This window comes from Nocardia callitridis (assembly GCF_039543305.1).
Lineage (GTDB): Bacteria > Actinomycetota > Actinomycetes > Mycobacteriales > Mycobacteriaceae > Nocardia > Nocardia callitridis.
Map to the genome: position 1 here is coordinate 412086 of NZ_BAABJM010000003.1, position 22870 is coordinate 434955.

General features: G+C 67.9%; 23 protein-coding genes. 18 read left to right on the plus strand and 5 right to left on the minus strand.

Annotated elements, in window-relative coordinates; all coding sequences use genetic code 11:
• Positions 1-60: 60 nt before the first annotated feature.
• On the plus strand, positions 61-1410 hold the full coding sequence (locus tag ABEA50_RS19560) for an LLM class flavin-dependent oxidoreductase (protein ID WP_345496995.1): 1350 nt from the start codon (positions 61-63) through the stop codon (positions 1408-1410).
• Positions 1411-1756: 346 nt separating this feature from the next.
• Here ABEA50_RS19560 and ABEA50_RS19565 read toward each other — a convergent pair whose 3' ends face one another.
• Positions 1757-2341 (minus strand): TetR/AcrR family transcriptional regulator C-terminal domain-containing protein, encoded by a 585-nt coding sequence (locus ABEA50_RS19565; RefSeq protein WP_345496996.1) that lies wholly within the window; start codon positions 2339-2341, stop codon positions 1757-1759.
• A gap of 105 nt (positions 2342-2446) precedes the next feature.
• Between ABEA50_RS19565 and bioB the strand changes: the two genes are divergently transcribed.
• The 6 genes from bioB to ABEA50_RS19595 all read left to right on the plus strand — a co-directional run bounded on the left by bioB (position 2447) and on the right by ABEA50_RS19595 (position 5944).
• On the plus strand, positions 2447-3460 hold the full coding sequence (gene bioB, locus ABEA50_RS19570) for a biotin synthase BioB (RefSeq protein ID WP_345496997.1): 1014 nt from the start codon (positions 2447-2449) through the stop codon (positions 3458-3460).
• A gap of 38 nt (positions 3461-3498) precedes the next feature.
• Positions 3499-3708, plus strand: a complete 210-nt coding sequence (bsaP, locus tag ABEA50_RS19575) for a biotin synthase auxiliary protein BsaP (RefSeq protein ID WP_345496998.1) — start codon at positions 3499-3501, stop codon at positions 3706-3708.
• The gene (locus ABEA50_RS19580) at positions 3708-4394 is read left to right on the plus strand and encodes a DUF2567 domain-containing protein (RefSeq protein WP_345496999.1); all 687 of its coding nucleotides are present in this window, start codon (positions 3708-3710) and stop codon (positions 4392-4394) included. The genes bsaP and ABEA50_RS19580 overlap by 1 nt, the downstream gene beginning before the upstream one ends.
• Positions 4395-4528: 134 nt before the next feature.
• A complete protein-coding gene (locus ABEA50_RS19585) occupies positions 4529-5068 on the plus strand; it encodes a DUF1353 domain-containing protein (protein WP_345497000.1) in 540 nt (179 codons plus the stop codon).
• Between the two features lie 5 nt (positions 5069-5073).
• A complete protein-coding gene (locus ABEA50_RS19590) occupies positions 5074-5607 on the plus strand; it encodes an AAA family ATPase (RefSeq protein ID WP_345497001.1) in 534 nt (177 codons plus the stop codon).
• Positions 5608-5770: 163 nt separating this feature from the next.
• A complete protein-coding gene (locus tag ABEA50_RS19595; protein ID WP_345497002.1) occupies positions 5771-5944 on the plus strand; it encodes a hypothetical protein in 174 nt (57 codons plus the stop codon).
• Positions 5945-5998: 54 nt separating this feature from the next.
• On the opposite strand, the gene ABEA50_RS19600 is transcribed toward ABEA50_RS19595, so the two are convergent.
• The gene (locus tag ABEA50_RS19600) at positions 5999-6748 is read right to left on the minus strand and encodes an NUDIX hydrolase (protein ID WP_345497003.1); all 750 of its coding nucleotides are present in this window, start codon (positions 6746-6748) and stop codon (positions 5999-6001) included.
• A gap of 77 nt (positions 6749-6825) precedes the next feature.
• Between ABEA50_RS19600 and nadA the strand changes: the two genes are divergently transcribed.
• The 3 genes from nadA to nadC all read left to right on the plus strand — a co-directional run bounded on the left by nadA (position 6826) and on the right by nadC (position 10640).
• On the plus strand, positions 6826-7869 hold the full coding sequence (gene nadA, locus ABEA50_RS19605; protein ID WP_345497004.1) for a quinolinate synthase NadA: 1044 nt from the start codon (positions 6826-6828) through the stop codon (positions 7867-7869).
• A 64-nt stretch (positions 7870-7933) separates the two neighbouring features.
• Positions 7934-9655 carry an L-aspartate oxidase gene (locus ABEA50_RS19610; protein WP_345497005.1) on the plus strand — a complete coding sequence of 574 codons (1722 nt, stop codon included), beginning with the start codon at positions 7934-7936 and terminating at the stop codon, positions 9653-9655.
• Between the two features lie 124 nt (positions 9656-9779).
• Positions 9780-10640, plus strand: a complete 861-nt coding sequence (gene nadC / locus ABEA50_RS19615; RefSeq protein WP_345497006.1) for a carboxylating nicotinate-nucleotide diphosphorylase — start codon at positions 9780-9782, stop codon at positions 10638-10640.
• A gap of 60 nt (positions 10641-10700) precedes the next feature.
• Here the strand turns inward: nadC and ABEA50_RS19620 are convergent, their stop codons facing one another.
• Together ABEA50_RS19620 and ABEA50_RS19625 are read right to left on the minus strand one after the other, a co-directional pair.
• Positions 10701-11882, minus strand: a complete 1182-nt coding sequence (locus ABEA50_RS19620) for a winged helix DNA-binding domain-containing protein (protein WP_345497007.1) — start codon at positions 11880-11882, stop codon at positions 10701-10703.
• Positions 11883-12365: 483 nt separating this feature from the next.
• Entirely contained in the window at positions 12366-12587 is a 222-nt protein-coding gene (locus ABEA50_RS19625) for a hypothetical protein (protein WP_345497008.1), read from the minus strand.
• Positions 12588-12747: 160 nt separating this feature from the next.
• On the opposite strand from ABEA50_RS19625, the gene ABEA50_RS19630 reads away from it, so the two are divergent.
• The 8 genes from ABEA50_RS19630 to hisH all read left to right on the plus strand — a co-directional run bounded on the left by ABEA50_RS19630 (position 12748) and on the right by hisH (position 22326).
• Positions 12748-13746, plus strand: coding sequence for an alpha/beta hydrolase family protein (locus tag ABEA50_RS19630; RefSeq protein ID WP_345497009.1), 999 nt, complete (start codon positions 12748-12750; stop codon positions 13744-13746).
• A 166-nt stretch (positions 13747-13912) separates the two neighbouring features.
• Positions 13913-14779, plus strand: coding sequence for an arylamine N-acetyltransferase family protein (locus ABEA50_RS19635; protein WP_345497010.1), 867 nt, complete (start codon positions 13913-13915; stop codon positions 14777-14779).
• A 60-nt stretch (positions 14780-14839) separates the two neighbouring features.
• Positions 14840-16594 carry a penicillin-binding transpeptidase domain-containing protein gene (locus ABEA50_RS19640; RefSeq protein ID WP_345497011.1) on the plus strand — a complete coding sequence of 585 codons (1755 nt, stop codon included), beginning with the start codon at positions 14840-14842 and terminating at the stop codon, positions 16592-16594.
• A 143-nt stretch (positions 16595-16737) separates the two neighbouring features.
• Positions 16738-18420 carry a serine/threonine-protein kinase gene (locus tag ABEA50_RS19645; protein ID WP_345497012.1) on the plus strand — a complete coding sequence of 561 codons (1683 nt, stop codon included), beginning with the start codon at positions 16738-16740 and terminating at the stop codon, positions 18418-18420.
• A gap of 118 nt (positions 18421-18538) precedes the next feature.
• On the plus strand, positions 18539-19876 hold the full coding sequence (gene hisD, locus ABEA50_RS19650; protein WP_345497013.1) for a histidinol dehydrogenase: 1338 nt from the start codon (positions 18539-18541) through the stop codon (positions 19874-19876).
• The gene (locus ABEA50_RS19655; RefSeq protein WP_345497014.1) at positions 19873-21018 is read left to right on the plus strand and encodes a histidinol-phosphate transaminase; all 1146 of its coding nucleotides are present in this window, start codon (positions 19873-19875) and stop codon (positions 21016-21018) included. Before hisD ends, ABEA50_RS19655 begins: the two co-directional genes overlap by 4 nt.
• Positions 21019-21061: 43 nt before the next feature.
• Entirely contained in the window at positions 21062-21694 is a 633-nt protein-coding gene (hisB, locus tag ABEA50_RS19660) for an imidazoleglycerol-phosphate dehydratase HisB (RefSeq protein WP_345497015.1), read from the plus strand.
• Positions 21691-22326: an imidazole glycerol phosphate synthase subunit HisH gene (hisH, locus tag ABEA50_RS19665; RefSeq protein ID WP_345497016.1), complete on the plus strand. Its 636-nt coding sequence runs from the start codon at positions 21691-21693 to the stop codon at positions 22324-22326. The genes hisB and hisH overlap by 4 nt, the downstream gene beginning before the upstream one ends.
• A gap of 58 nt (positions 22327-22384) precedes the next feature.
• On the opposite strand, the gene ABEA50_RS19670 is transcribed toward hisH, so the two are convergent.
• Positions 22385-22846, minus strand: coding sequence for a hypothetical protein (locus tag ABEA50_RS19670; protein WP_345497017.1), 462 nt, complete (start codon positions 22844-22846; stop codon positions 22385-22387).
• Between the last annotated feature and the right edge of the window lie 24 nt (positions 22847-22870).

A 22870-nucleotide genomic window follows, 5' to 3' on the forward strand; every position in this document is an offset into this window, starting at 1 on the left:
GCCGAGGCGTGGTCCGCGCGTCGAATCCTGCCCGCACCACCGTGACGAAAGACGAGTCGTATGCCTACACCTCGCCAATTGAGCCTCAATGCCTTCATCTATCCGGCCGGGCACCACGAGGCGGCGTGGCGGCACCCCGAGAGCAGGCCCGAGCGCATCTACGACGTCACCTACTACCAGGAGATCGCGCGCACCGCCGAAGCCGCCAAATTCGACGGCGTGTTCTTCGCCGACGGTCCCGCGTTGCGCACGAATATTCGCCACAATGTCGCGCCGGGCTTGGAGCCGATCACCCTGCTGACCGCGATGGCCACGGCGACAACCCATCTCGGCTTGATCGCGACGGCCTCCACCACCTATTACGAGCCGTACAACCTGGCGCGACTGTTCTCCAGTCTCGACCACATCTCCGGCGGACGGGCCGGCTGGAACATCGTCACCACGGGAACCAGTCTCGCGGCCGCCAACTTCGGGCTCGAGGCGCATCCCGAGCACGCCCAGCGTTACGCGCGGGCGCGCGAATTCGTGGACGCGGTGCTGGCCCTGTGGAACAGCTGGGAGGACGACGCGATCCTGCTCGATCGCGCGGCGGGAATCTACGCCGATCCGGACAAGATCCATCCGATCGATTTCGTCGGCGAACATCTGCGGGTGCGCGGGCCCTTCAACGCGGCGCGCACCCCCCAGGGCCACCCGGTGCTGGTGCAGGCGGGCGCCTCCAACGAGGGTCGCGGTTTCGCGGGCAAGTACGCGGAGGCGATCTTCACCGCGCATCAGCAGCTGTCGGACGCGCAGGCGTTCTACGCCGACATCAAGTCGCGCGCACGGCAATTCGGCCGCGACCCGGAGCACGTGAAGATCCTGCCAGGAATCAGCCCGTTCATCGCCGACACCGAGGAGGGCGCGCTGCGCCTGCAACGGGAGTTCAACGAACTCACCGTGCCGGAATACGGTCTCATTCAGCTCGAGGACATCGCGGGCAAGAGCCTGCGACACCTGCCGCTGGACGAGGTGATCCCCACGGAGCTGTTCGCCGACGCGGGCGAGGTCACCGACAACGCCAAGAGCAGGCTCCAGGTGGTCGCCGGGATCGTGCAGCGCGAACGTCCGACCGTGCGGCAACTCCTGCACCGGCTCGCGGGCGCTCGGGGGCACCGGGTGTTCGCCGGTACGCCCGAACAGGTGGCCGACACGATCGAGGAGTGGTTCAGCAACGGTGCCGCCGACGGCTTCAACGTGATGCCGCCGTACTACCCCGGCGGGTTGGCGGTGTTCACCGAGACGGTGGTGCCGATCCTGCGTGCGCGCGGCCTGTTCCGCACCGAGTACACCGGGACCACCTTGCGCGACCACCTCGGATTGCCCCGTCCTGCAGGACGATTCGCACCGGGGTCCGCGCTCGTCGGGTAGGTCGGCGTCGCTGCCATGGAGTGTGCCCCCGATTACGGCGATGTAGCCCGTGATACCGAAGACGATCAGGCGCAGTAGGCCGGTGTGCGGTCCGAGGGTGCGCACCCGCGAGCGGGGCCTCCGACAGTCCACGCAGCACTCGGCCGAGCCGACGCTGATGGATGAACACCATGAGCAGCGCGGCGGCCACCAAGAAGGCGAGCACGACGTAGTACCACGCCGCGTCGCCCGGTCTCGGCATCGGCAGTCCGGTGCCGGTTGTGCCGAAGAACCAGCTCTTCTCGTAGAGCCGGTTGGTGGTCAGCGTTGGTGGATGCCTCGCGCAGGGTGTGCGCTGGTCGGGTAATCAGCGCTGGTGCACACCCAACCGGTGCTGGATGCCCGCGATGAACAGTCGCAGACCGAAATCGAAGCGCGCGGTGGCATCGATGGTGTCCGCGAGCGGTGAGGCGTCTTCGGTGAGGGCGCCGACCGAGTCCATCTGGATGCGGGACTGTTCGTCGACGGTCTGGCCGAGGATGTAGTGCAGCAAGGTGAATGCCGCGAGTTCGGCCTCGGGTCGCGGCATGCCCGCGCGCAGTGCCGCGGCCACCATGCGTTCGCGGCCCTTGCTGGTGGTGAGCCGCGAAGCGTAGGTCGCGGAGACCAATTCGGCGCCGTCGCGGTAGGCGAGCAGACTGTCGCGTAGGCGGTGGGCGAGTTCGTCGAGTTGATCGGCCCAGTCCTCGGTGGCGACCTGGTCTTCCATCGGGGCGAGGATGCGGTCGGCGACGGCACCGAGCAGTGCCTGTTTGTTGGGGAAGTGCCAGTACAGCGCGCCGGGCTGGACCCGGAGCGAGCCCGCGAGCTTGCGCATGGTCAGGTCGGCGAGACCGTATTCGTCGAGAATCGCGATGGCACCGTCGATCACGTCGGTTCGATGTAATTGCACCCTGATTCCCTTCCGGTCATGTGTTGACTCTACTGTCGCCGCTACCCTAGCTTGAACACCGTTCAAGTTGGGTGGCCACCTCGGCCGAACGAAGGGATTCGTGCAGTGACCCAGACCCCCGTCGACACCGACATCCTCGCCGTGGCCCGCGAACGCGTGCTCGACAGCGGCGAAGGACTCACCACAGAGCAGACCCTCGCGGTGCTTCGCCTCGGCGACGACCGGCTGGAGGAACTGCTCGCGCTGGCCCACGACGTCCGCATGCGGTGGTGCGGTCCCGAGGTCGAGGTAGAGGGCATCATCAGCCTGAAAACCGGTGGCTGCCCGGAGGATTGCCACTTCTGCTCGCAATCGGGTCTGTTCGAATCGCCGGTGCGCGCCGCGTGGCTGGACATTCCCAGTCTGGTGGAGGCCGCCAAGCAAACCGCGAAAACCGGTGCCACCGAATTCTGCATCGTCGCCGCCGTGCGCGGACCCGACGCGCGACTGATGGCGCAGGTCGCCGCCGGTGTCGAGGCGATCCGCAACGAGGTGGACATTCAGGTCGCCTGCTCGCTGGGCATGCTGAACCAGGAACAGGTCGACCAACTCGCGGCGATGGGGGTGCACCGTTACAACCACAACCTGGAAACCGCGCGCTCGCACTTCCCGAACGTCGTGACCACGCACAGCTGGGAGGAGCGCTTCGAGACGCTGCGGATGGTGCGTGCGGCGGGCATGGAGGTGTGCTGCGGCGGCATCCTCGGCATGGGTGAAACCCTGGAGCAGCGCGCCGAATTCGCCACCGACCTGGCCGCCCTGAGCCCCGACGAGGTGCCGCTGAACTTCCTCAACCCGCGTCCCGGCACCCCCTTCGGCGACCTCGAAGTGTTGCCCGCCGCCGACGCGCTGCGTGCGGTCGCCGCGTTCCGACTCGCGCTGCCGCGCACGATCCTGCGCTTCGCGGGCGGCAGGGAGATCACCCTCGGTGACCTCGGTGCCAAACAGGGCATCCTCGGCGGCATCAACGCGGTCATCGTCGGCAACTACCTGACCACCCTCGGTCGACCCGCGGAATCCGACCTCGATCTGCTGGGCGAGTTGAGCATGCCGATCAAAGCGCTCAACGAAACACTCTGAGCCGACGGGGCATGGGTGCCGTCAGTACTGTGACAGGAATGAACGAGCGCTACAACCCGTTCACCGGGAGCCTGGTCGAGGCCGATCTCGACGCCCCGGTGCCCGCCGCGGCCGCGTTGGGGCTGGAGCCGCCGCGCTATTGCGAGCAGTGCGGTCGCAGGATGATCGTGCAGGTCAGTCCGGATGGTTGGTGGGCGAAGTGCTCGCGGCACGGGGTCATCGACGCGAAGAGTCTGGAGCGTCGCTGATGGTAGGCCAGCAGGTTCGTCGCAACGCCGCGGTCGCCGAATTGCGCGCCGGCGTGTTGGTCGCGGTCGCCGTGGTGGTGGTCAGTGCTCTGCTCGGCGTGGTCTGGGGCCGGCTGGTGCCCGGCGAGCAATTGTTGGTGGTCGAGCCGGGACGCGGCAGTGTGCTCACCGGCGAAAGCGCGCACGAATTCGACGCGGTGGCGATATTCGCGTGCTTCGGCGCGGCGCTGGGAGTGTTGTCGGCGTTCGCGGCGTGGCGGTGGCGTTCGGCGCGCGGGCCGTTGCTCCAAGTGGGTTTGTTGCTCGGTTCCCTGCTCGGCGCGTTCGTGATGGCGCGTCTGGGTGAACAGGTCGCCGCGTGGCAGTACCCGAGGCCGCACAATCCGCCGGTCGGTCAGATCGTCACCTTGCCGGTGGAAATGGGTAGTTGGCTGGCGCTGATCGTGCAGCCGTTGTTCGCCTCGCTGGTGGTGATGTTCCTGGCCGCGTTGAACTCCTCGGACGATCTCGGCGTCGGCCCGCGCCCCGGTCCCGGATTCGAAGGCGCCGCAGCCGGATTCGAGGCGCCCGCCACGTACTCGGGTGCTCGGGCTGCGAATTCGGCCTCGGTGGCATACGGTGGGGGCGAACCGGCCGGGGAGGCCGGTTCCGGTTCGTCGTCGTCGGAGTCTCGTCCCGGCCGCTGACACTTCGCTCGAACCGCGGCAGGGGGACGGCGCGGTGCGTTTCGCGTGCGAACGCACTCCGAGCGATAGCTGGGCGAACAAGGTGTGGCCCGGCTGTTTCGGGGGTATTCGTAGACTGCGCGAGTAGCAGGAGGATGGCAGTGCCTTTCGTCGGTCGGGGTCCGGTGGTCGAGGAGATCGACGCACAGTTCTGGCGGGTGGTCGAGCCGCTCGAGTATCACGGTGAGACCGAGAGTTTCGAGATTCCCGCGGGGTTCCGCACCGATTTCGCCTCGGTGCCACGGCCTTTCGTGTGGTTGGTGCCGACGTATGGCGTCTACACCAAAGCCGCGATCCTGCACGACTATCTGCGCAGCTCGAAGGTGGTGAGCGAGGCCGACGGCGACGGGTTGTTCCGCCGCTGCCTGCGCGAATGCGGTGTCTCCATGCCGCAGCGTTGGATGATGTGGACCGCGGTGCGACTGTCGAGCCACCTGCGCGGCGCGAGCCCGGCCGCGCTGGCGGTGTTCACCCTCACCGCGGTGCTTTCAGTGATCTATCTGTTCGTCCCCGCGATCGTCATCTCGGTGTACCTGGCGCTGTTCTGGCTGGTGGAGTTCGCGTTCTGGTTACCTCAGCGCCTGCTGCGCCGCACGAACGCGGAGGTGCCCAAGCCCCAGGTGAAGTCGGCCTGACCGGGGTGCGGCGACCGACGCTCGTCGTTGTCAGCGGCCCGCCGGGCAGCGGGAAGACCACGCTGGCCCACGCTGTGGCGCACGTTATCGGCTGTCCCGCGTTGTGCCGCGACGAGATCAAAGAGGGCATGGTGCACGCCACGCCGGGATGTGCTCCCGGACCGTCGGACGCGCTGAACCTGGCGGCCACATCCACGTTCTTCGAGGCCGTGGGATTACTGCTGCGCGGCGGTGTCACCGTGGTCGCGGAGGCGGCTTTCCAGGATCGGTTATGGCGGAAGGGCTTGGCGCCGTTGCGTCAGGTGGCCGAGCCGCGCGTCGTGCACTGCGTGGTCGATGGCGACCTCGCCGCGCAGCGAATCCGCCAGCGGCGCAAGGACAATCCGTTGCGTCGAGCACATTCGGCACCGGACACCGAGCCGTGGCCGCCGACACGGTTCCAGCGCGTCGAGTGGGACGTGCCCTCGTTCGAGGTCGACACCACCGACGGTTACGCCCCGTCGCTCGAAGAGCTTGTTGCTTTCGTGCAAAAGCATTGATCTGCAATAGAATTCGGTATCTCTGTGCCGAACGGCACCGCGTTGACCTCGCGGCCGCCGTCGATATCTGTGCATCGTCCAGCACGGATATTCAGTGGACGTGTCGACTGCGCGCGGTTACGGTGCGTGACCGGAACAGTCGAGCCTGCGGAAGGAGTCCGGGGTGAACAAGCGCGAACCACTGCCGGATCCGCAGGAGAAGGCAAGTGAGCGAGCCGATTTGGTGGCCTGGCGGCGACGGGACGCCCTGCGGCGTGGCAATGCCGCACAGCCGCTGGCGAACAAGCGGCGGTATCGGCGGGGGAGTAAGCACAAGAATCGGACGTTGGACGCCTGAGCACCCGCATTTCGTGCTGAATAGGATTGTCGGACAACCTACTTCCCGCTTTGCTCAAGCGCGGGGGCGCAGGGCGGCGAATTCGTCGGTGACGCGTAAGCCGGACTCGGTGAAGCGGTAGACGGCGGCGGGGCGGCCGCCGGTGCGGCCGGGGGTGGCGGTGGCGCCGGTGGGGGTGATGACTTTGCGGCGGGTGAGGACGCGTTGCAGGTTGGTGGTGTCGACGTCGTAACCGAGTGCGGCACAGTAGATGTCGCGTAGTACCGAGAGGGTGAAGCGCTCCGGGGCGAGCGCGAAGGCGATATTGGTGTAGCTGAGTTTCGCGGCCAGGCGGGTGCGGGCGTGGTCGACGACGGTGCGGTGATCGAAGGACATGACCGGCAGGTCGGAGACGGGGTGCCACGCGGTGTCGTCGGGCAGCTGTGGGTCGGCGGTCAGCGGTACCAGGCCGAGATAGGCCGAGGCGATGCGGCGGGGACTCGGTACACGATCGGGTGCGCTGAATACCGCGAGTTGCTCGAGGTGGGCCAACTCCCGCACGTCGACTTTTTCGGCGAGCTGGCGGCGCGCGGAGGTGTCGAGGTCCTCGTCGTCGCGTAAACGGCCGCCGGGCAGCGACCACGTTCCCGCCTGTGGGTCGAGGGCGCGCTCCCAGAGCAGTACCGACAGTTCGGTATGCCGACCAGACCGATCACCCTCCCTTGATCCATGGGCAACGCCCTGACCTGCGCTAGCTCTGGCTGGAAACTGTCGAACCTGGAACACGGCGGTGAGGGATTCGTGGACGGTGCTACTATGGGACACGTTTTCGATTATAAGTCGAAAACCTGGTTTGATGCGAATCGGCGGCGTGACCGCCTCGCATGGAGAAGGGAGCCATCATGGCGACGACTGGTGCGAAACTCGCGCCTCCGCTGATGGGGCAGGTGACCGACGGGCCGCATGGGTTCACCGGAGTACAGGCGACACCGGAGTGGGCCGAACAGGTGCGCCGCTTGGCGCGTCAGCGCAACGCGACCATCCTCGCGCACAATTACCAGCTGCCGGAGATCCAGGACGTGGCCGACCACGTGGGCGACTCCCTGGCACTGTCGCGCATCGCGGCCGAGGCGCCCGAGGAAACGATCGTCTTCTGCGGCGTGCACTTCATGGCCGAGACCGCCAAGATTCTGAGTCCGGCCAAAACGGTGCTCATTCCCGACCAACGCGCCGGGTGCTCGCTCGCCGACTCCATCACCGCCGAAGAGCTGCGGGCATGGAAGGCCGACTACCCGAACGCGATGGTGGTGTCGTATGTGAACACCACGGCCGAGGTGAAGGCACTCACCGACATCTGCTGCACCTCCTCGAACGCCGTCGACGTGGTGGCCTCGATCGACCCCGAGCGCGAGGTGCTCTTTCTGCCGGACCAATTCCTCGGCGCGCACGTCAAACGCGTCACCGGCCGGGAGAACCTGCACATCTGGGCCGGCGAATGCCACGTACACGCGGGCATCAACGGTGACGAGCTCACCGAGCAGGCGCGCACCCACCCGGACGCGGAACTGTTCGTGCACCCCGAATGTGGTTGCGCCACTTCGGCTCTGTACCTCGCGGGCGAGGGATCCTTCCCCGCCGACCGGGTGCACATCCTGTCCACCGGCGGCATGATCGACGCGGCCAAGGCGGCCAAGTCCACCCAGGTCCTCGTCGCCACCGAGGTCGGCATGCTGCACCAGTTGCGCAAGGCCGCACCCGATGTCGACTTCCAGGCCGTCAACGATCGCGCCTCGTGCAAGTACATGAAGATGATCACCCCGGCCGCACTGCTTCGCTGCCTGGTCGAGGGGCGCGACGAAGTACACGTCGACCCCGAAACCGCCGCGCTCGGCCGCAATTCGGTGCAACGGATGATCGCCATCGGCAACTCGGGTGGTGGTGAATGAGCGTCATCGGCGCCGTTGCCCTGCGACGTGCGGCCGCTTTCACCTCGCGAACCGGTGCGGGTCGATGACCTCGCCCTCGATCGAGTGGGAGGCCGCCGCCGATCTGGTGGTGGTCGGCGGCGGTGTCGCCGGGTTGACAGCGACGCGCGCGGCATCGACGCGTGGGCTGCGCGTTCTCACGCTCAGCAAAGGCGGGCCCGCCGACACGGCGACGCAATACGCCCAGGGCGGCATCGCTGTGGTTGCGCCGCACAAAGATTCGGTGCGATTGCATGTGCGTGACACGATCACGGCGGGTGTGGGACTGTGTGACGAGAACGCGGTGCGATCCATCGTCGAGGGCGGTCGGGCGGCGGTCGCGGCATTGACCGATCTGGGTGCGGTCTTCGACCTCGGCCGCGACGGTGGGGTCTCGCGCACCAGGGAAGGTGGGCACAGCACCCGGCGGATCATTCACGCGGGCGGCGACGCCACCGGGGCCGAGGTGCAGCGTGCGCTGAACGCGGCGGGTATGCCGGTGGTCTTCGGCGCGGCCGTCCACGAGGTCGTCACCGGGCCCCGTGGGGTGTGCGGGGTGATCGTGTTGTCCGACAAAGGGTTCGGTGTGGTGCATGCGCCCTCGGTGCTGTTGGCCACCGGTGGTTGCGGTCAGCTGTACGCGTTGAGCACGAACCCCGAGGGGGCGACTGCCGACGGTATCGCCCTGGCGCTGCGGGCGGGTGCGAGCGTCGCGGATCTCGAGTTTCTCCAATTCCATCCGACCGTGCTGTACACGGCGGGCGGGCTCGGGCGAAGGCCCCTGGTGAGCGAGGCGGTGCGCGGAGAAGGGGCGGTGCTCGTGGACGTAGCAGGCCGTTCGGTGACCGAGGGGGTGCACCCGCTGGGTGATCTCGCGCCGCGCGACGTGGTGTCGCGGGCGATCGCCGAACGCATGCGCCTGTCCGGCGCCGAGCACGTCTACCTCGACGCCCGAGCCATCGACGGTTTCGCGCAGCGCTTCCCGACGATCACCGCTTCGTGCGCGGACGTCGGGATCGATCCGCGCACCGAACTGATTCCGGTGGCGCCCGCGGCGCACTACCAGTGCGGGGGCGTGCTCACCGATCCGCACGGACGTACCACCGTCGCCGGTCTGTACGCGGCGGGCGAGGTTGCCCGCACCGGATTGCACGGCGCGAATCGCCTGGCCTCCAACAGTTTGTTGGAGGGTCTCGTGGTCGGCGAACGCGCGGGTATCGCGGCCGCCGAACGACTCGACATCACCGCGCGCGTCACCGAAATACCCGGCACCGACCTCGAATACGCGGATCGCGAGGTGGTGCAACGCCTGCTCACCACGCACGCTTCCGTCGTGCGTACGGGTGCGGGGTTGCACGAGGCGAGCGAACTTCTCACCGCCGCGATCACTCGGCGTGAACTCGGGAAACATTGGGGTCTCGCAGGAGACCGCGATCTCACGAATGGTGCGGAGCCCGTGAATGATCGCGACCACGTGCACGGTGGTGGCCTTGCGAGTGGTGGCGGTTTCGCGAACGGCGGCGCCCCCACAGGGGGAGTTCGTGCCACGGGGCGCCGCAGCCATTCGGAAGTTGCCGCCGCACTGGAAGATCGGGCGCTCACCCTTGCCGCAGGCGCCCTCCTGTCAGCCGCACTGGCCCGCACCGAGAGCAGAGGTTGCCACACGCGATCGGATCATCCCGGCCCTGATGACGCTCTGCGCCACAGCATTCCGATTCGCCTCGACGCTGATGGTCGTCCGCGGCCGGTGACTCGGGTGTCCGCATGAGTACGAGATCGTTGCCCGCGCGCGTACAACTCGATATCCGGCAGTTCGGGTGCTCGATTGCCGGATTGCCACGACACCGAGTGCGCCGGATGGCGCACTCGCCGAAATGATTAGGAGCGCACCGATGGTGCTCGAGCCCACCCTCGATCGCGACGAGACGCTGCGGATCATCCGCACCGCACTCGATGAAGACCTGCGCTACGGCCCGGATGTGACGACCGCGGCGACCGTGCCACTGGACACCAGGGTGCGGGCGACCGTGGCCGCACGCCAGCCGGGTGTCGTCGCGGGGCTCGATGTGGGTCTGCTGGTTCTGGACGAAGTGATCGGTGCCGACAATTACGAGGTCACCGAGCGAGTAGCCGACGGAACACCCGTGGCGGCAGGGCAATCCGCACTCACCCTCGTCGCCCCGACACGCGGTCTGTTGACGGCCGAACGCACCATGCTCAACCTGGTCTGCCACCTCTCCGGGATCGCCACCACCACCGCCGCCTGGGTCGCCGAGGTCGAGGGAACCGGCTGCGCGATCCGGGACAGCCGCAAAACCCTGCCCGGCCTGCGCGCTCTCCAGAAGTACGCGGTGCGGCTCGGCGGCGGTGTGAACCACAGGATGGGCCTCGGCGACGCCGCGTTGATCAAGGACAACCACGTGGCCGCCGCCGGATCCGCCGTCGCCGCCCTGCGCGCGGTCCGCGAAGCCGCCCCCGATATCGACTGCGAGGTCGAGGTGGACAGCCTCGAACAACTCGACGAGATCCTCGGCGAGAACGTGGAACTCGTGCTGCTCGACAACTTCCCCCTGTGGCAGACCCAAGCCGCGGTCCAACGGAGGAACACGAAGTCGCCGAACACGAAACTCGAGTCCTCGGGTTCATTGACCCTGGACGTAGCGGCCGACTACGCCCGCACCGGCGTCGACTACCTCGCCGTCGGCGCGCTGACCCACTCGGTCCGCGTCCTGGACCTCGGTCTGGATTTATAGATCACCAGGACTCATCGGCGTCCACGCTTGCCGATCGCCGCACCCATGTCCCGCTGACGTTTATTCGGTGGTGAGTTCGCGTTCTAGGGGGGTGCGGAAGCGGGGGGTGGGGCGGAGGGTGTCGTACCAGGTTGTGGTGCGGTGGATTTCGGCTTCGAGCAAGGCTCGGGTGTCGGTGCCCACGTCTTCTAGGAGGCGGTAGGCGATTTCGCCGTTCTTGCGTTGGGCCCAGCCGCCGATGATGCGGCCGTCGGACCAGATAGTGGGGCCGATATTGCCGTTGCGGTCGAATAGCGCCTCGGCGTGTGGGCCCAGGTACCAGTGTCGGGATTTCCAGCCCATCGGGGTGGGGTCGAGGGCTGGTAGGAGGGCTACCCAAGGGGCCGGGGGCGCGACGGGGGCCAGATCGTCGGCGAGGAGAAGGCCCGTGTTGCCGTTGAGATCGACTTCGACCACCTCGAGTTGCGCCAGTGCCTTGCGCACTTCGGTCTGGGTCCAGCCGGTCCACCAGGCGAGGTCGGTGACGGGTGCGGGGCCGAACGCGTACAGCCAGCGGCGGACCAACTCGGCACGTGCGGTCGCGGCAGGTAGCTGCGGAACTCCTTCCGGCAGCCAGGTTTCGACCGGGGACCAGGTGTATTGGCTGCTGGTCCAGCTGCCGTTCGGGCGACCGCGCACGATATGACCCGCGCAACCCAGCGTCACCAGCACCCAGGTGGTGATGTTGGTCGGCTTCGAATACGCCTTGCCCGGCGCGGTATCCACCTGCGTGCGCAGCCGTGGTACCCGCTTGCTCAGCTGGGCTCCGGTCGCCGCACCCATGTCCAGTAGCGCGGCGTGGGTCTCCGCCTCGACCTCGGCGAACCAGCCGATCGGATCGTCGCCGCCGACCCCGGCCTTCTCCAGATATTTGCTGTAGGCGCGACGTTGCTTGTGCGCCAACGCATCCGCACACGCGGCTTGCAATACCGGCAGGACTTCCCGCGGTGTCACGAACATGGTGCGGCGCATGGCCAGCAGGCGCACCACCGTCCTGTCGTCGTAGAGCGCCCGCTCCACGTCCGAGGGCGTGAGGGCCGTGCTGCGTGCGTTCACCGACACGAACACCGTCGCCGGGTCGGTCGCGTGCAGGGCAAGCACGGATCCCGCGATGTCGCGCACATCGTCACAGCGGTGCTCCGCCGCGAGGCGGTGCCGTATGCCGAGCCGCGCCCGCCGCTCGGCAACATCTATGGCGCGCATCGCCGAGTCCCCTCCTCATGTCTCGCGCCGAACTCGCTGCTATCGAGAGGCTTTCGCCACCGCGTGCCGCGAGGGGTTCGGCGCAGTCGGCGTTCCGGAACGCCCGTCGGAGTTCCGGAACGGTTGCTGTCGACGCGAGCCTAACGGCGCCTACCGACAACAATCGCTCGGTGCGCGGGATTCGGGATCGGGTGGTTCGACCCGTGGTCGGCCAAGCCGCGGCATGACACCTACAGCATCGCCGATCAGGCCGATATCCACGAGACGTTGCTCCGCGAGCAGGGCATCACCCGCTATCACATTCTGTCCCACGATTACGGCGATACCGTCGCTCAGTACTGAACCCGCTGCGTCTGATCCGCGTCCGACTCGGGGAGGCAGAAGCCGAGGGCCTGTGCCCCTGGCAACGTGGCCGGTGTGCTCGGTTCGATTACCGCTGTCGGCGTCGTCGTCGACCGAACGGGTGGCAGTTGTCGCGCTGAATCATCCGGTGCGTGGTCGGACGACCCGTCGCGGTCGATTGGCCCGACGCGATCGCGGAACGGTCTCGAGCAATGCCGTGAGTTGGGATCGTTGCTCGGCGACCGCACGCGTCGACACCACGCCGTTGCACAGCGCATCCACCCAATCCGTTGTTGCCGAGCGCACCCTGGCCAACACGTCGGACAGAGCGGCCAGGGTCGCGGTCGGGTCGTCGGCCGCCATGACCCCGACCCGCTTACTGTCGCGCGGGATTACCGGTGCGCGGCGGCGACCGTGGGACCACACGAGGCATGGGCTCGACGCGATCGCGCGACGGTCTCGACCCGCTTACTGTTGCGCGGGATCATCGGCGCACGGTCGCGACCGTGGGACCATGCAGAGCATGAGGCGGGCGGAGCTGATACTGACGGCATGCGGTGCGCTGCTGAGCGTGTTCGTGACGACGCTTGCGGCACCGGTGGTCTCGGCGCGACCGGATTGCGGCACTCAGGTGGCGACGGTGCCGGTGACGCTCACCGTCGACGGTGAGGCGGCGACGGGGCTGGTCTACGAGCCCTACCGATGCGAGCCGGGTGACCTACCGCCGCGCGACCTCGTGGTCTCGGTGCACGGGCACGACAGTTCGGCGGCCTCGAACGCGGAGTACCAGATCTCGATCGCGCGCCGCACCGAGACACCGATTCTCGCGATGGACCTGCGCTCGGCCACGGGCACCTGGCGCACCGGCGAGTGGAATCTGTGGGCGGGCTGGCGCGATGTCGTCGAGGCGACCCGGTGGTACCGCGGCGAACACCCGGAGATCGCGAAGACGGTGCTGTGGGGCGGCAGTCAGGGTGGCATCGTGAGCGGGCTCGCCGCCGCCTACGCGCCGGACGGGCTGTTCGACTACTGGGTCGACAACTACGGGCCCGCAGACGATTTCACCAGCTGGTTGGCGGGCGCGCAGGCCGATCCCGCACTGCCGACGCAGATCGAGCGGGACGCGGGCGGCTGCACGCCGCTCGAATGTCCTCTGGCCTATGCCGAGCGCTCGCCCGCACTGCTGGCCGACCGGATACACGTGCGCAGAACGTTTCTGGTGCACGGCACCGGCGACGCCGTGGTGCCGTATGTGACGAGCCTGGAGATGCGCGCCGCCCTGGCCGCGGCGGGTCGACCGGTGTCGATGTACACGATCGTCAGCGGCACCGATCTCCAAGGCGCGGTGGTGCCGGGCGATCACAGCATCGGCCCGGCCTACTTCGAAGGCGGGTGCGTGGTCGAACGATTGCTCGACGACAGCGAGCCGCTCGACGGTCCTGACAAGGACTACTTCGTTGACGTCGCGCGCGGAGTGCGCACAGCGCCACCCGCGCCGCCGAACGCGAAATGCGCGGCCTGATTCGCCCTGTTTTTGCGACTGCCACACTGGCGCAGACACCCCGAGCCCACCAGCACACCTATCTCACGAAGATTTCGACGCGACCGCACGGTGCGGGAACAGCAGCGAGCGGGTGGTACGAATGGCGGACAACCAACACCATCCGACGACCAACACAGGGGTGCGCATGAGCGAATCGATCGACTCCGCCTACCACTGGGAAGGCGGCGAACTGGATCTGGACGCCTACCTGGCGAGGATCGGCTTTTCCGGAGCCCGCACACCGACATTGGCGAACCTGCGCGAGTTGGTCTACGGCCACACCACGACCTTCCCCTTCGAAAATCTGGATATCATGCTCGGCCGCGGCATCGAGCTGGATCTGAAGACACTGCAGGACAAGATGGTTCGACAACGCCGGGGTGGCTACTGCTACGAGAACATCGGCCTGTTCGCCGCCGCACTGGAACGCTTCGGTTACGACGTCACCGGTCTGGCCGGTCAGGTCGTGATGTCGACCGAGTTGCTGTTGCGTCCGAGGACCCACGCGTTACTGCACGTACGCGCCGACGACGACGATCGTGCGTGGCTCTGCGACGTCGGTTTCGGTGGTGGGCCGCCCGGACCGATCGAATTGGTCGCCGATTCCGGCGAATTCGCGATCGAGCGCTGGCGCTACCGCCTGGAGCGCACCCGAGGTCGGCTCGACTCCGAGCTGTGGTTGTTGCACCAGTTCGGGCGCGACGGGTGGGTGATCCGGCACCGCTTCACCTTGGACCCGAACTATCGGACCGACTACCGCGTAGGCAATCACTTCGTGTCCACCTCGCCGAGGTCGCCGTTCACGACCCGCCCATTCGTGCAGCGGTTCCGGCCCGAGGCACACCACACCCTGGACGACACCACCTGGACCATCGAACGTCCGGACGGTACCGGCGAGACCCACGAACTCGCCCTGGACGAATTGCCGCGCGTGCTCACCGAAGTCTTCGATATCGACCTGTCCGAAGCTGACGCCGCCGTACTGGTTACCGCGCCGTGGCGACGACGATGACCGGCTGGAGCGGGCGCGCGGGTTCACCCCGTGGTGGGCGCTAGCCGTTATGGTCGGCGAGTGCGTACCCGTCGAAATCGCCTCGCCCTGTTCACCGCACCGGTGTTGGTGCTCGCGGCCTGCTCGTCCGGGCCCGACCAACCGGACTCGGTGGCCGGTGCATTCGCCGACGCGCTCAATCGCGACGATCTCGCGGCGGCCGCCGCGCTCACCGACGACCCCGCCGCGGCGAACGCGACACTCGGCGCGCTCTACGACGGGCTCGGCAAGGAAGCGACCTTCGAAGTTCGCTCCACCGACAAAGACACCTTCACCCTGGCCGCTACCTGGAAGTTCGGTGCGGAGGGGAAATCGGGGGAGTGGGCGTACACGACCACCGGCACCGCCGCCGAGGGTGACGACGGGTGGAAGATCGCCTGGAACCCGACCACGCTCGCGCCGGGCCTGGATACCGGCCCGCTGACCTACAGCCCGGTCTATCCGACACCGGCCCGCGTGCTGGACGCTTCGGGCGGCGACCTGATGACCGAACAGGAGGTGACCCTGGTGAACGTTGCCGAGGGTGCCGACACCGCGGCACTGGCCGCCCTGCTCGGCCCCATCGTCGACGACATCACCGAGGCCTCGCTGCGCCAGGATCTGGCCGCCGCCCAAGGCAAACCGGTCACCGCGCTCGCCCTGCGCGAGCAGGATCTCGCACCGATTCGTGCGCGGCTCGACGGCATGTCCGGCGTGACGCTCGCCCCGCAGAACCGCCTGCTGACCACCGACAAGGCGCTGGCTTCCCCTGCGCTGTCCGGCCTGACCGAGTTGTGGCAGCAGGACAGGGACGCGCACGCGGGCTGGGCGGTGCGCGCACAAACCGCCGAGGGCACCGAGCGCGTAGCCGGCGCCGACCCGACACCCACCACCGACCTCGCGACCACCCTGGACATCGACACGCAGAACGCGGCCGAGGCCGCCCTCGACTCGATCCCGCAACCCGCGGCGATCGTCGCGTTGCGGCCCTCCAACGGTGCGGTGGTGGCCGTGGCGCAGAACGAACCCGCCGACGGGCAAGGCCCGATCGCGCTCACCGGGTTGTATCCGCCCGGGTCGACCTTCAAGACCGTCACCGCGTCGGCCGCGCTGCAGACCGGGGCGGTCACTCCCGACACGGTGTTGCCGTGCCCGGGCAGCGCCGACATCGAGGGCAGGCGGATTCCCAACGACGACAACTTCGACCTGGGTGCGGTGCCGCTGCACGCGGCGTTCGCGCATTCCTGCAACACCACGATGGGCGCGCTCGGGGTGAAATTGCCGCCCGATGGCCTCACCAAGGCAGCGGCGCAATTGGGACTCGGCGTCGACTACATCACGCCGGGTTTGACCACCGTGACCGGGAAGGTTCCGGCCGCCGACACTCCGGCGCAGCGGGTGGAGTCGGCGATCGGGCAGGGCGAGGTGACGGCGTCGCCGTTCGGGATGGCACTGGTCGCCGCCTCGGTCGCGCATGGCCGACCACCGGCCCCGATGCTGGTCCTCGGCCAACAAGGCGTCGCGGACAGCACGCAGGAGCCGCTACCGCAACCGGTGGCCGACCAGCTGAAATCGATGATGCGCGAGACGATTACCTCGGGTACGGCGACGCAGTTGAACGACATTCCAGGGCTGCTCGGCAAGACCGGAACGGCCGAATACATCGATGACGAACACGCGCACGGCTGGTTCGTCGGTATCGACGGTGACCTGGCCTTCGCGGTGTTCATCAGCGACGCGGGCAGCTCGACGCCCGCGGTGGACGCGGCGGGCAGGATGTTGCGCGCGCGACGCTGACCGCGTGCCGAGCCTCGACGACGCACGGCTCGGCCGCCTCCCGCCGCCGTGTGGGCGCCGAGTCCATCGCCGCAAGCGGGCTCTGACGGGGAGTGCTGTTCTGCGGCCAGCTACACTCGTGCCGAGCCACAACAGTGGTCAATATGCGGCATGTCACGATTTCGAGAAGGTTCGGAGTAGGCGCCATCGATACCGGTCAGTTGATCGCGGAGCATTACCGCCTGGTCGAGCGGATTGGTAGCGGCGGCACAGGTGTCGTCTGGCGTGCCATCGACGAGCGTCTCCAACGTTCGGTGGCGGTCAAGCAGATTCACATTCAGCCGAGCTTGCCCGAGGTCGACCGCGATGTGATGCGGCAGCGGGCGATTCGCGAGGCGCGCAACGCCGCCCGGTTCCAGCATCCGAACGCGATCGTCGTCTTCGACATCACCGAACACGACGGTGATCCGTGTCTGGTGATGGAGTACCTGAAATCGAAGAGCCTCGCCGCCGTGATCGGCGAAGAGGGCACGCTGCCGCTGACCCAGGTGGCGCGGATCGGTGAGCAGGTCGCCTCCGCGTTGATCTCCGCGCATCAGGCGGGCATCGTGCACCGCGACGTGAAGCCGGGCAATATCCTGCTCGACGAGTTCGGCACCGTGAAGATCACCGATTTCGGTATTTCCCGTGCCACCGGTGACGCCACCCTCACCGAGACCGGCCTGATCTGCGGCACGGCCGCCTATCTCGCGCCGGAGGTGGCCAGGGGCGCTGATCCCACCCCCGCCGCCGACGTTTTCGCGTTGGGCGCCACCCTGTTCCACGCGCTGGAAGGCGAGCCGCCCTACGGCGCGAGCGCCAACCCGTTGGCCGTGTTGTACGCCGCCGCCAACGGTCAGGTGAAGCAGCCCCGGCACGCGGGTCCTGCCACGGACTTCCTGCTCGACCTGTTGAGCCCGGAGCCGGAGGATCGGCCTGGCATGCGCGCCTCGCGCGACCAGCTCGCCGCCTTCGCCGATTCCGGTCCTGCCACGGTCGCGGCCGGATTCGTGCCGGCCAGTGAGGCTTTCGCGCGGGTGCGGGCGGGTGAGCCGGAATCGGCGACCCGTTCGCTGCGGCCTTCCGCCGGCGGTGGCTTCGTCAGCACCGATCCGCAACCACGTCCCGCGCCGAGGCGCCCCGCGCCCCACCACAACACGGCTTCGCATCGTCGGCAGGGCGCGCAGAATCCGAGGACGGCGACGCACGCGGCGCCGCCGCCACCCACGCGCACGTCCGCGCAGCCGAGGCGGGAATACGACGAGGGTTCGGGCAGTCGGAATCGTTCCGTGCTGATCGGCGCCTCGGTCGGCGCCGTCATCGGCGTGATCGTCGTGGTGTGGGTGATCGTGGCGGCCATGCAGGGCTCCTCGAACTCCGGTACCGACGCCTCCGGCGCGAACGCGTCGGCGAGCGCGTCGGCGCAGCCGGGTGGCAGTACGTCGGCCGCGGTTCCCGAGGCGGGCAAGACCGAGGGCGTCGGGAAGGCCGACGTGTCGGAGTCGGTCCAGCAAGTGGTCGACTTCTACAACAACCTCACCAGCGAGGGCTACTCCGCCGCATGGCAGCAGTTGACGCCCGCCGCGCAGCAGGTCTACGGCAGCCAGCAGGATTTCCAGTCGTACTGGTCGGAAAACCCGGTGACCGGGTGGAACACCGCCACCACACCGAGTAACGCCGCCGATTCGAGCGGCGCGGTTCGGGTGAACGTGGCCAGCGTGACCTACGGCGATCGGGAGAAGTCGATGTCGTTCCGCCTGATCGACACGGGCAAGGGCGCGCCATTGATCGACTCCGACACCCGCTGACCGCAGACCCCACCACCTCGATAACCGCTGGCGTCGGCCCATTAGGCTGGTAGCGGCAACTTTCCCGTTGTCGACCCCGCCGAACACACGGCCAGTCGAAAAGAAGGACCGACACCACATGACATCCCGCCTCGAGCTCGCCCGCGTTGATCTGCGCGGTCGCACTCCTTCCGTTGCCGAGCTGCGCTCCGCGCTGCCGCGCGGGGGAGTCGACGTCGACTCGGTGCTGCATCATGTGCGGCCGGTGGTCGAGGCGATCCGCGAACGTGGCGTCGCGGCGGCACTGGAGTACGGCCAACGCTTCGACAACGTCACCCCGGCGACCGTGCGGGTGCCGGAATCGGAACTGGAAACCGCGCTGGCACAGCTGGATCCGGCCGTGCGCGCGGCGCTGGAGGAATCCATCGCCAGGGCGCGCAAGGTGCACGCCGATCAGCGTCGCACCGACACCACCACCGAGGTGGTGGCGGGCGGCACCGTCACCGAGCGGTGGGTGCCGGTGGAGCGCGTCGGGCTGTATGTGCCAGGCGGAAATGCGGTCTATCCGTCCAGCGTCGTGATGAACGTCGTGCCCGCGCAGACCGCGGGCGTGGGCTCGTTGGTCGTCGCGTCCCCACCGCAGGAACAATTCGGCGGCCTGCCGCACCCCACCGTGCTGGCGGCCGCCCGGCTGCTGGGCGTCGACGAGGTGTGGGCGGTCGGCGGCGCGCAGGGCATCGCGTTGCTGTCCTACGGTGGCGTCGACACCGACGGCACCGAGATCGAGCCGGTCGACCTGATCACCGGACCCGGCAATATCTATGTGACCGCGGCCAAGCGGCTGTGCCGCGGCCTGGTGGGCATCGATGCCGAGGCGGGGCCCACCGAGATCGCGATCCTGGCCGACGCGAGCGCCGACCCCGTGCATGTCGCGGCCGACCTGATCAGCCAGGCCGAGCACGACGTGCTCGCCGCCAGCGTGCTCGTCACCGACAGCGCCGAGTTGGCCGACGCCGTCGACACCGCGTTGACCGCACAGATGGCTGTGGTCCGGCACGCCGAGCGGGTGTCGGAGGCGTTGCGCGGCAAGCAATCCGGCACCGTTCTCGTCGACGACATCGCGCAGGGCCTGCGGGTGGTGAACGCCTACGCCGCCGAGCACTTGGAGATTCAGACCGCCGACGCCTCGACCGTCGCGGCCGAGGTGCGCAGTGCGGGCGCGGTGTTCGTCGGCCCGTACGCGCCGGTGAGTCTCGGCGATTACTGTGCGGGCTCAAACCACGTCCTGCCGACAGCAGGGTGTGCGCGGCACTCCTCGGGGCTCAGTGTGCAGACGTTTCTGCGCGGCATCCACGTGGTGGAGTACTCCGAGACGGCGTTGAAGGATGTGGCCGGTCACGTGGTGGCGCTGGCCGAAGCCGAGGACCTGCCCGCGCACGGGCAGGCCGTGCGCGCGCGTTTCGAGGCGCTGTCATGAGTGGATCGACACCGCTACCCGGCGCGGCCATCAGCCTCGACGACCTGCCGCTGCGGGCGAACTTGCGCGGCAAGAAGCCTTACGGCGCACCACAGTTGACCGTTCCGGTGCAGTTGAACACCAACGAGAACCCGCACGCGCCCAGTCGGGCGCTCATCGACGACGTCGCCGAATCCATTCGGGTCGCCGCCGCCGAACTCCACCGTTACCCCGACCGCGACGCGGTGGACCTACGCGCCGACCTTGCCGCCTACCTGCGCGAGCAGACCGGCGTCGCGGTGGGCGTCGAAAACGTGTGGGCGGCCAATGGTTCCAACGAGGTCCTGCAACAGTTGTTGCAGGCGTTCGGCGGAACCGGCCGCAGCGCACTGGGATTCGTGCCGTCGTATTCGATGCACCCGATCATCTCCGAGAGCATCGATACCGAGTGGATCGAGGCCGACCGTGCCGAGGACTTCTCCCTCGACATCGACCGTGCCCGCGCCGTCATCGCCGAGCGCGCACCGGATGTGTTGTTCGTGACCAGCCCGAACAACCCCACGGGACACAGCATTCCGTTGGCCGAGCTGGCACTGCTGATCGACGCGGCGCCGGGCATCGTGGTGGTCGACGAGGCCTACGCCGAATTCTCGGCGCACAAGAGCGCGCTCACGTTGATCGACACCTTCCCCACGAAACTCGTGGTGACCAGGACGATGAGCAAGGCGTTCGCGTTCGCGGGTGGTCGGCTCGGGTATCTGGTCGCCGCGCCCGCGGTGATCGAGGCGATGCTGCTGGTGCGGTTGCCGTATCACCTGTCGGTGGTCACCCAGGCCGCGGCGCGTGCCGCCTTGCGCCACGCCGAGGAGACCCTCGGCAGTGTCCACGAACTGGCCGCGCAACGCGATCGCGTGGCGAAGCGGTTGCGCGACATGGGGTTCGAGGTGGTACCCAGTGACGCCAACTTCCTGCTGTTCGGCCGGTTCGCCGACGCGGCCGCCAGTTGGCAGCGCTACCTGGACGACGGGGTGCTGATCCGTGATCTGCGCATCCCCGGTTACCTGCGTGCCTCGATCGGTCTCGCCGCGGAGAACGACGAGTTCCTGCGGGTGAGCCGCACGCTGGTCGACACCGATCTGGTCGAGAAACGAGCAGCGCGGTGAACGTATCGAGGCAACAACCGACGACGAGCGAGCGAGGCGGACGATGAGCAGGACCGCACGCGTGGAGCGGGCCACCAAGGAATCCGACATTGTCGTCGAGCTGGATCTCGACGGGTCGGGCAAGACCGACATCAGCACGGGCGTCCCGTTCTACGACCACATGTTGACCGCGCTCGGCGCGCACGCGGGTTTCGACCTGACCGTGCGGGCCAGCGGCGATATCGAGATCGAAGCGCACCACACCGTCGAGGACACCGCCATCGTGTTCGGGCAGGCGCTCGGGCAGGCGCTGGGCGACAAGGTCGGTATCCGCCGCTTCGGTGACGCGTTCATCCCGATGGACGAGACCTTGGCGCATGCCGCGGTGGACGTCTCTGGTCGGCCGTACTGCGTGCACACCGGCGAACCGGATCACCTGCTGCACACGGTGATCCCCGGCTCCCCGGTCGCGGGCCGTTCGGCGCCGGGCGCACCGTATTCGACCGTGCTCAACCGGCACGTGTTCGAGTCCATCGCGATGAACGCGCGCATCGCCCTGCACGTCCGGGTGCTCTACGGCCGCGACCAACATCACATCACCGAGGCCGAATTCAAAGCTGTCGCACGGGCTTTGCGTGCCGCGGTGGAACTCGACCCGAGGGTCAGTGGTGTCCCGTCCACGAAGGGGACGCTGTGAGTGCGAAATCGGTGGTCCTGCTGGACTACGGTTCGGGCAATCTGCATTCGGCCGAGCGCGCGTTGGTGCGCGCGGGTGCCTCGGTGGAGGTGACGGCGGATCCGCGCATTGCCTTGGCCGCGGACGGCATGGTGGTACCGGGTGTCGGCGCGTTCGCCGCCTGCATGGCGGGACTGCGCGCGGTGCGCGGGGAACGGTTGATCGGTCAGCGACTGGCCGGTGGTCGTCCCGTGCTCGGGATCTGTGTCGGCATGCAGATCCTGTTCGAGCGGGGTGTGGAGTTCGGGGTGGAGACCGAGGGCTGCGCCGAATGGCCCGGTGTCGTCGAGCGGCTGGCCGCGCCGGTACTGCCGCACATGGGCTGGAACACGGTCACACCTGCCGAGAACAGCACCCTGTTCGCCGGGATGGACCCCGAGACCCGCTTCTATTTCGTCCACACCTACGCGGCGCAGAGCTGGGATCTTCCGCCGAGTGATCACCTGGCCTCGCCCCGGCTCACCTGGTCCGAGCATGGGAAGCCGTTCCTCGCCGCGGTGGAGAACGGGGTGCTGGCGGCGACGCAGTTCCACCCAGAGAAATCCGGGGACGCGGGCGCGCAGCTGCTGCGTAACTGGGTGGGTTCGCTCTAGTCGAGCGCGCGGCGCACGGTGATCGCCGACGGCCCGATCACCGTGCGCGCGTGGCGTTTCAGTGTGAATCCACGTTGCTGGCCAGCCAACGCCCGTCCACGTTGTCCACCGTGACCGTCATCGACATCGTCGCCGGTGTCGGTTGGTTCCCGGTCTCGTCGCTGACGACGGTGCGTGCGACCTCCACGGCGACCTTGGCCTGATTGGCGTCGCCGGAGAGCACGTCGCACTGCACCGAATCCGCGGCCGAACGCGCGTGCGCGGCCTGCGCGCTGGACTCGATGCCCGCGTGGTACTGCTCGAATTCGGAGCGGAATTCACCGGTGGTGACCGTCAGCATCCGGCCGACGTGTTCGCTGAAGCGGTCGAAATCGTAGGTGCCCGCGACATCGCCGAAGTCGCAGGCGGCTTGGCGGGCCGCGTCGGGTGGGTCGGCGGCGGCGAGCGGAGCGGTGATCAGGCTCGCGGCGCCGATTCCGGTGGAAAGCAGAGCAATGGCAACAAGTTTCGATCGTGGCATGCAGATCCAATGGGTCGAGAGTGA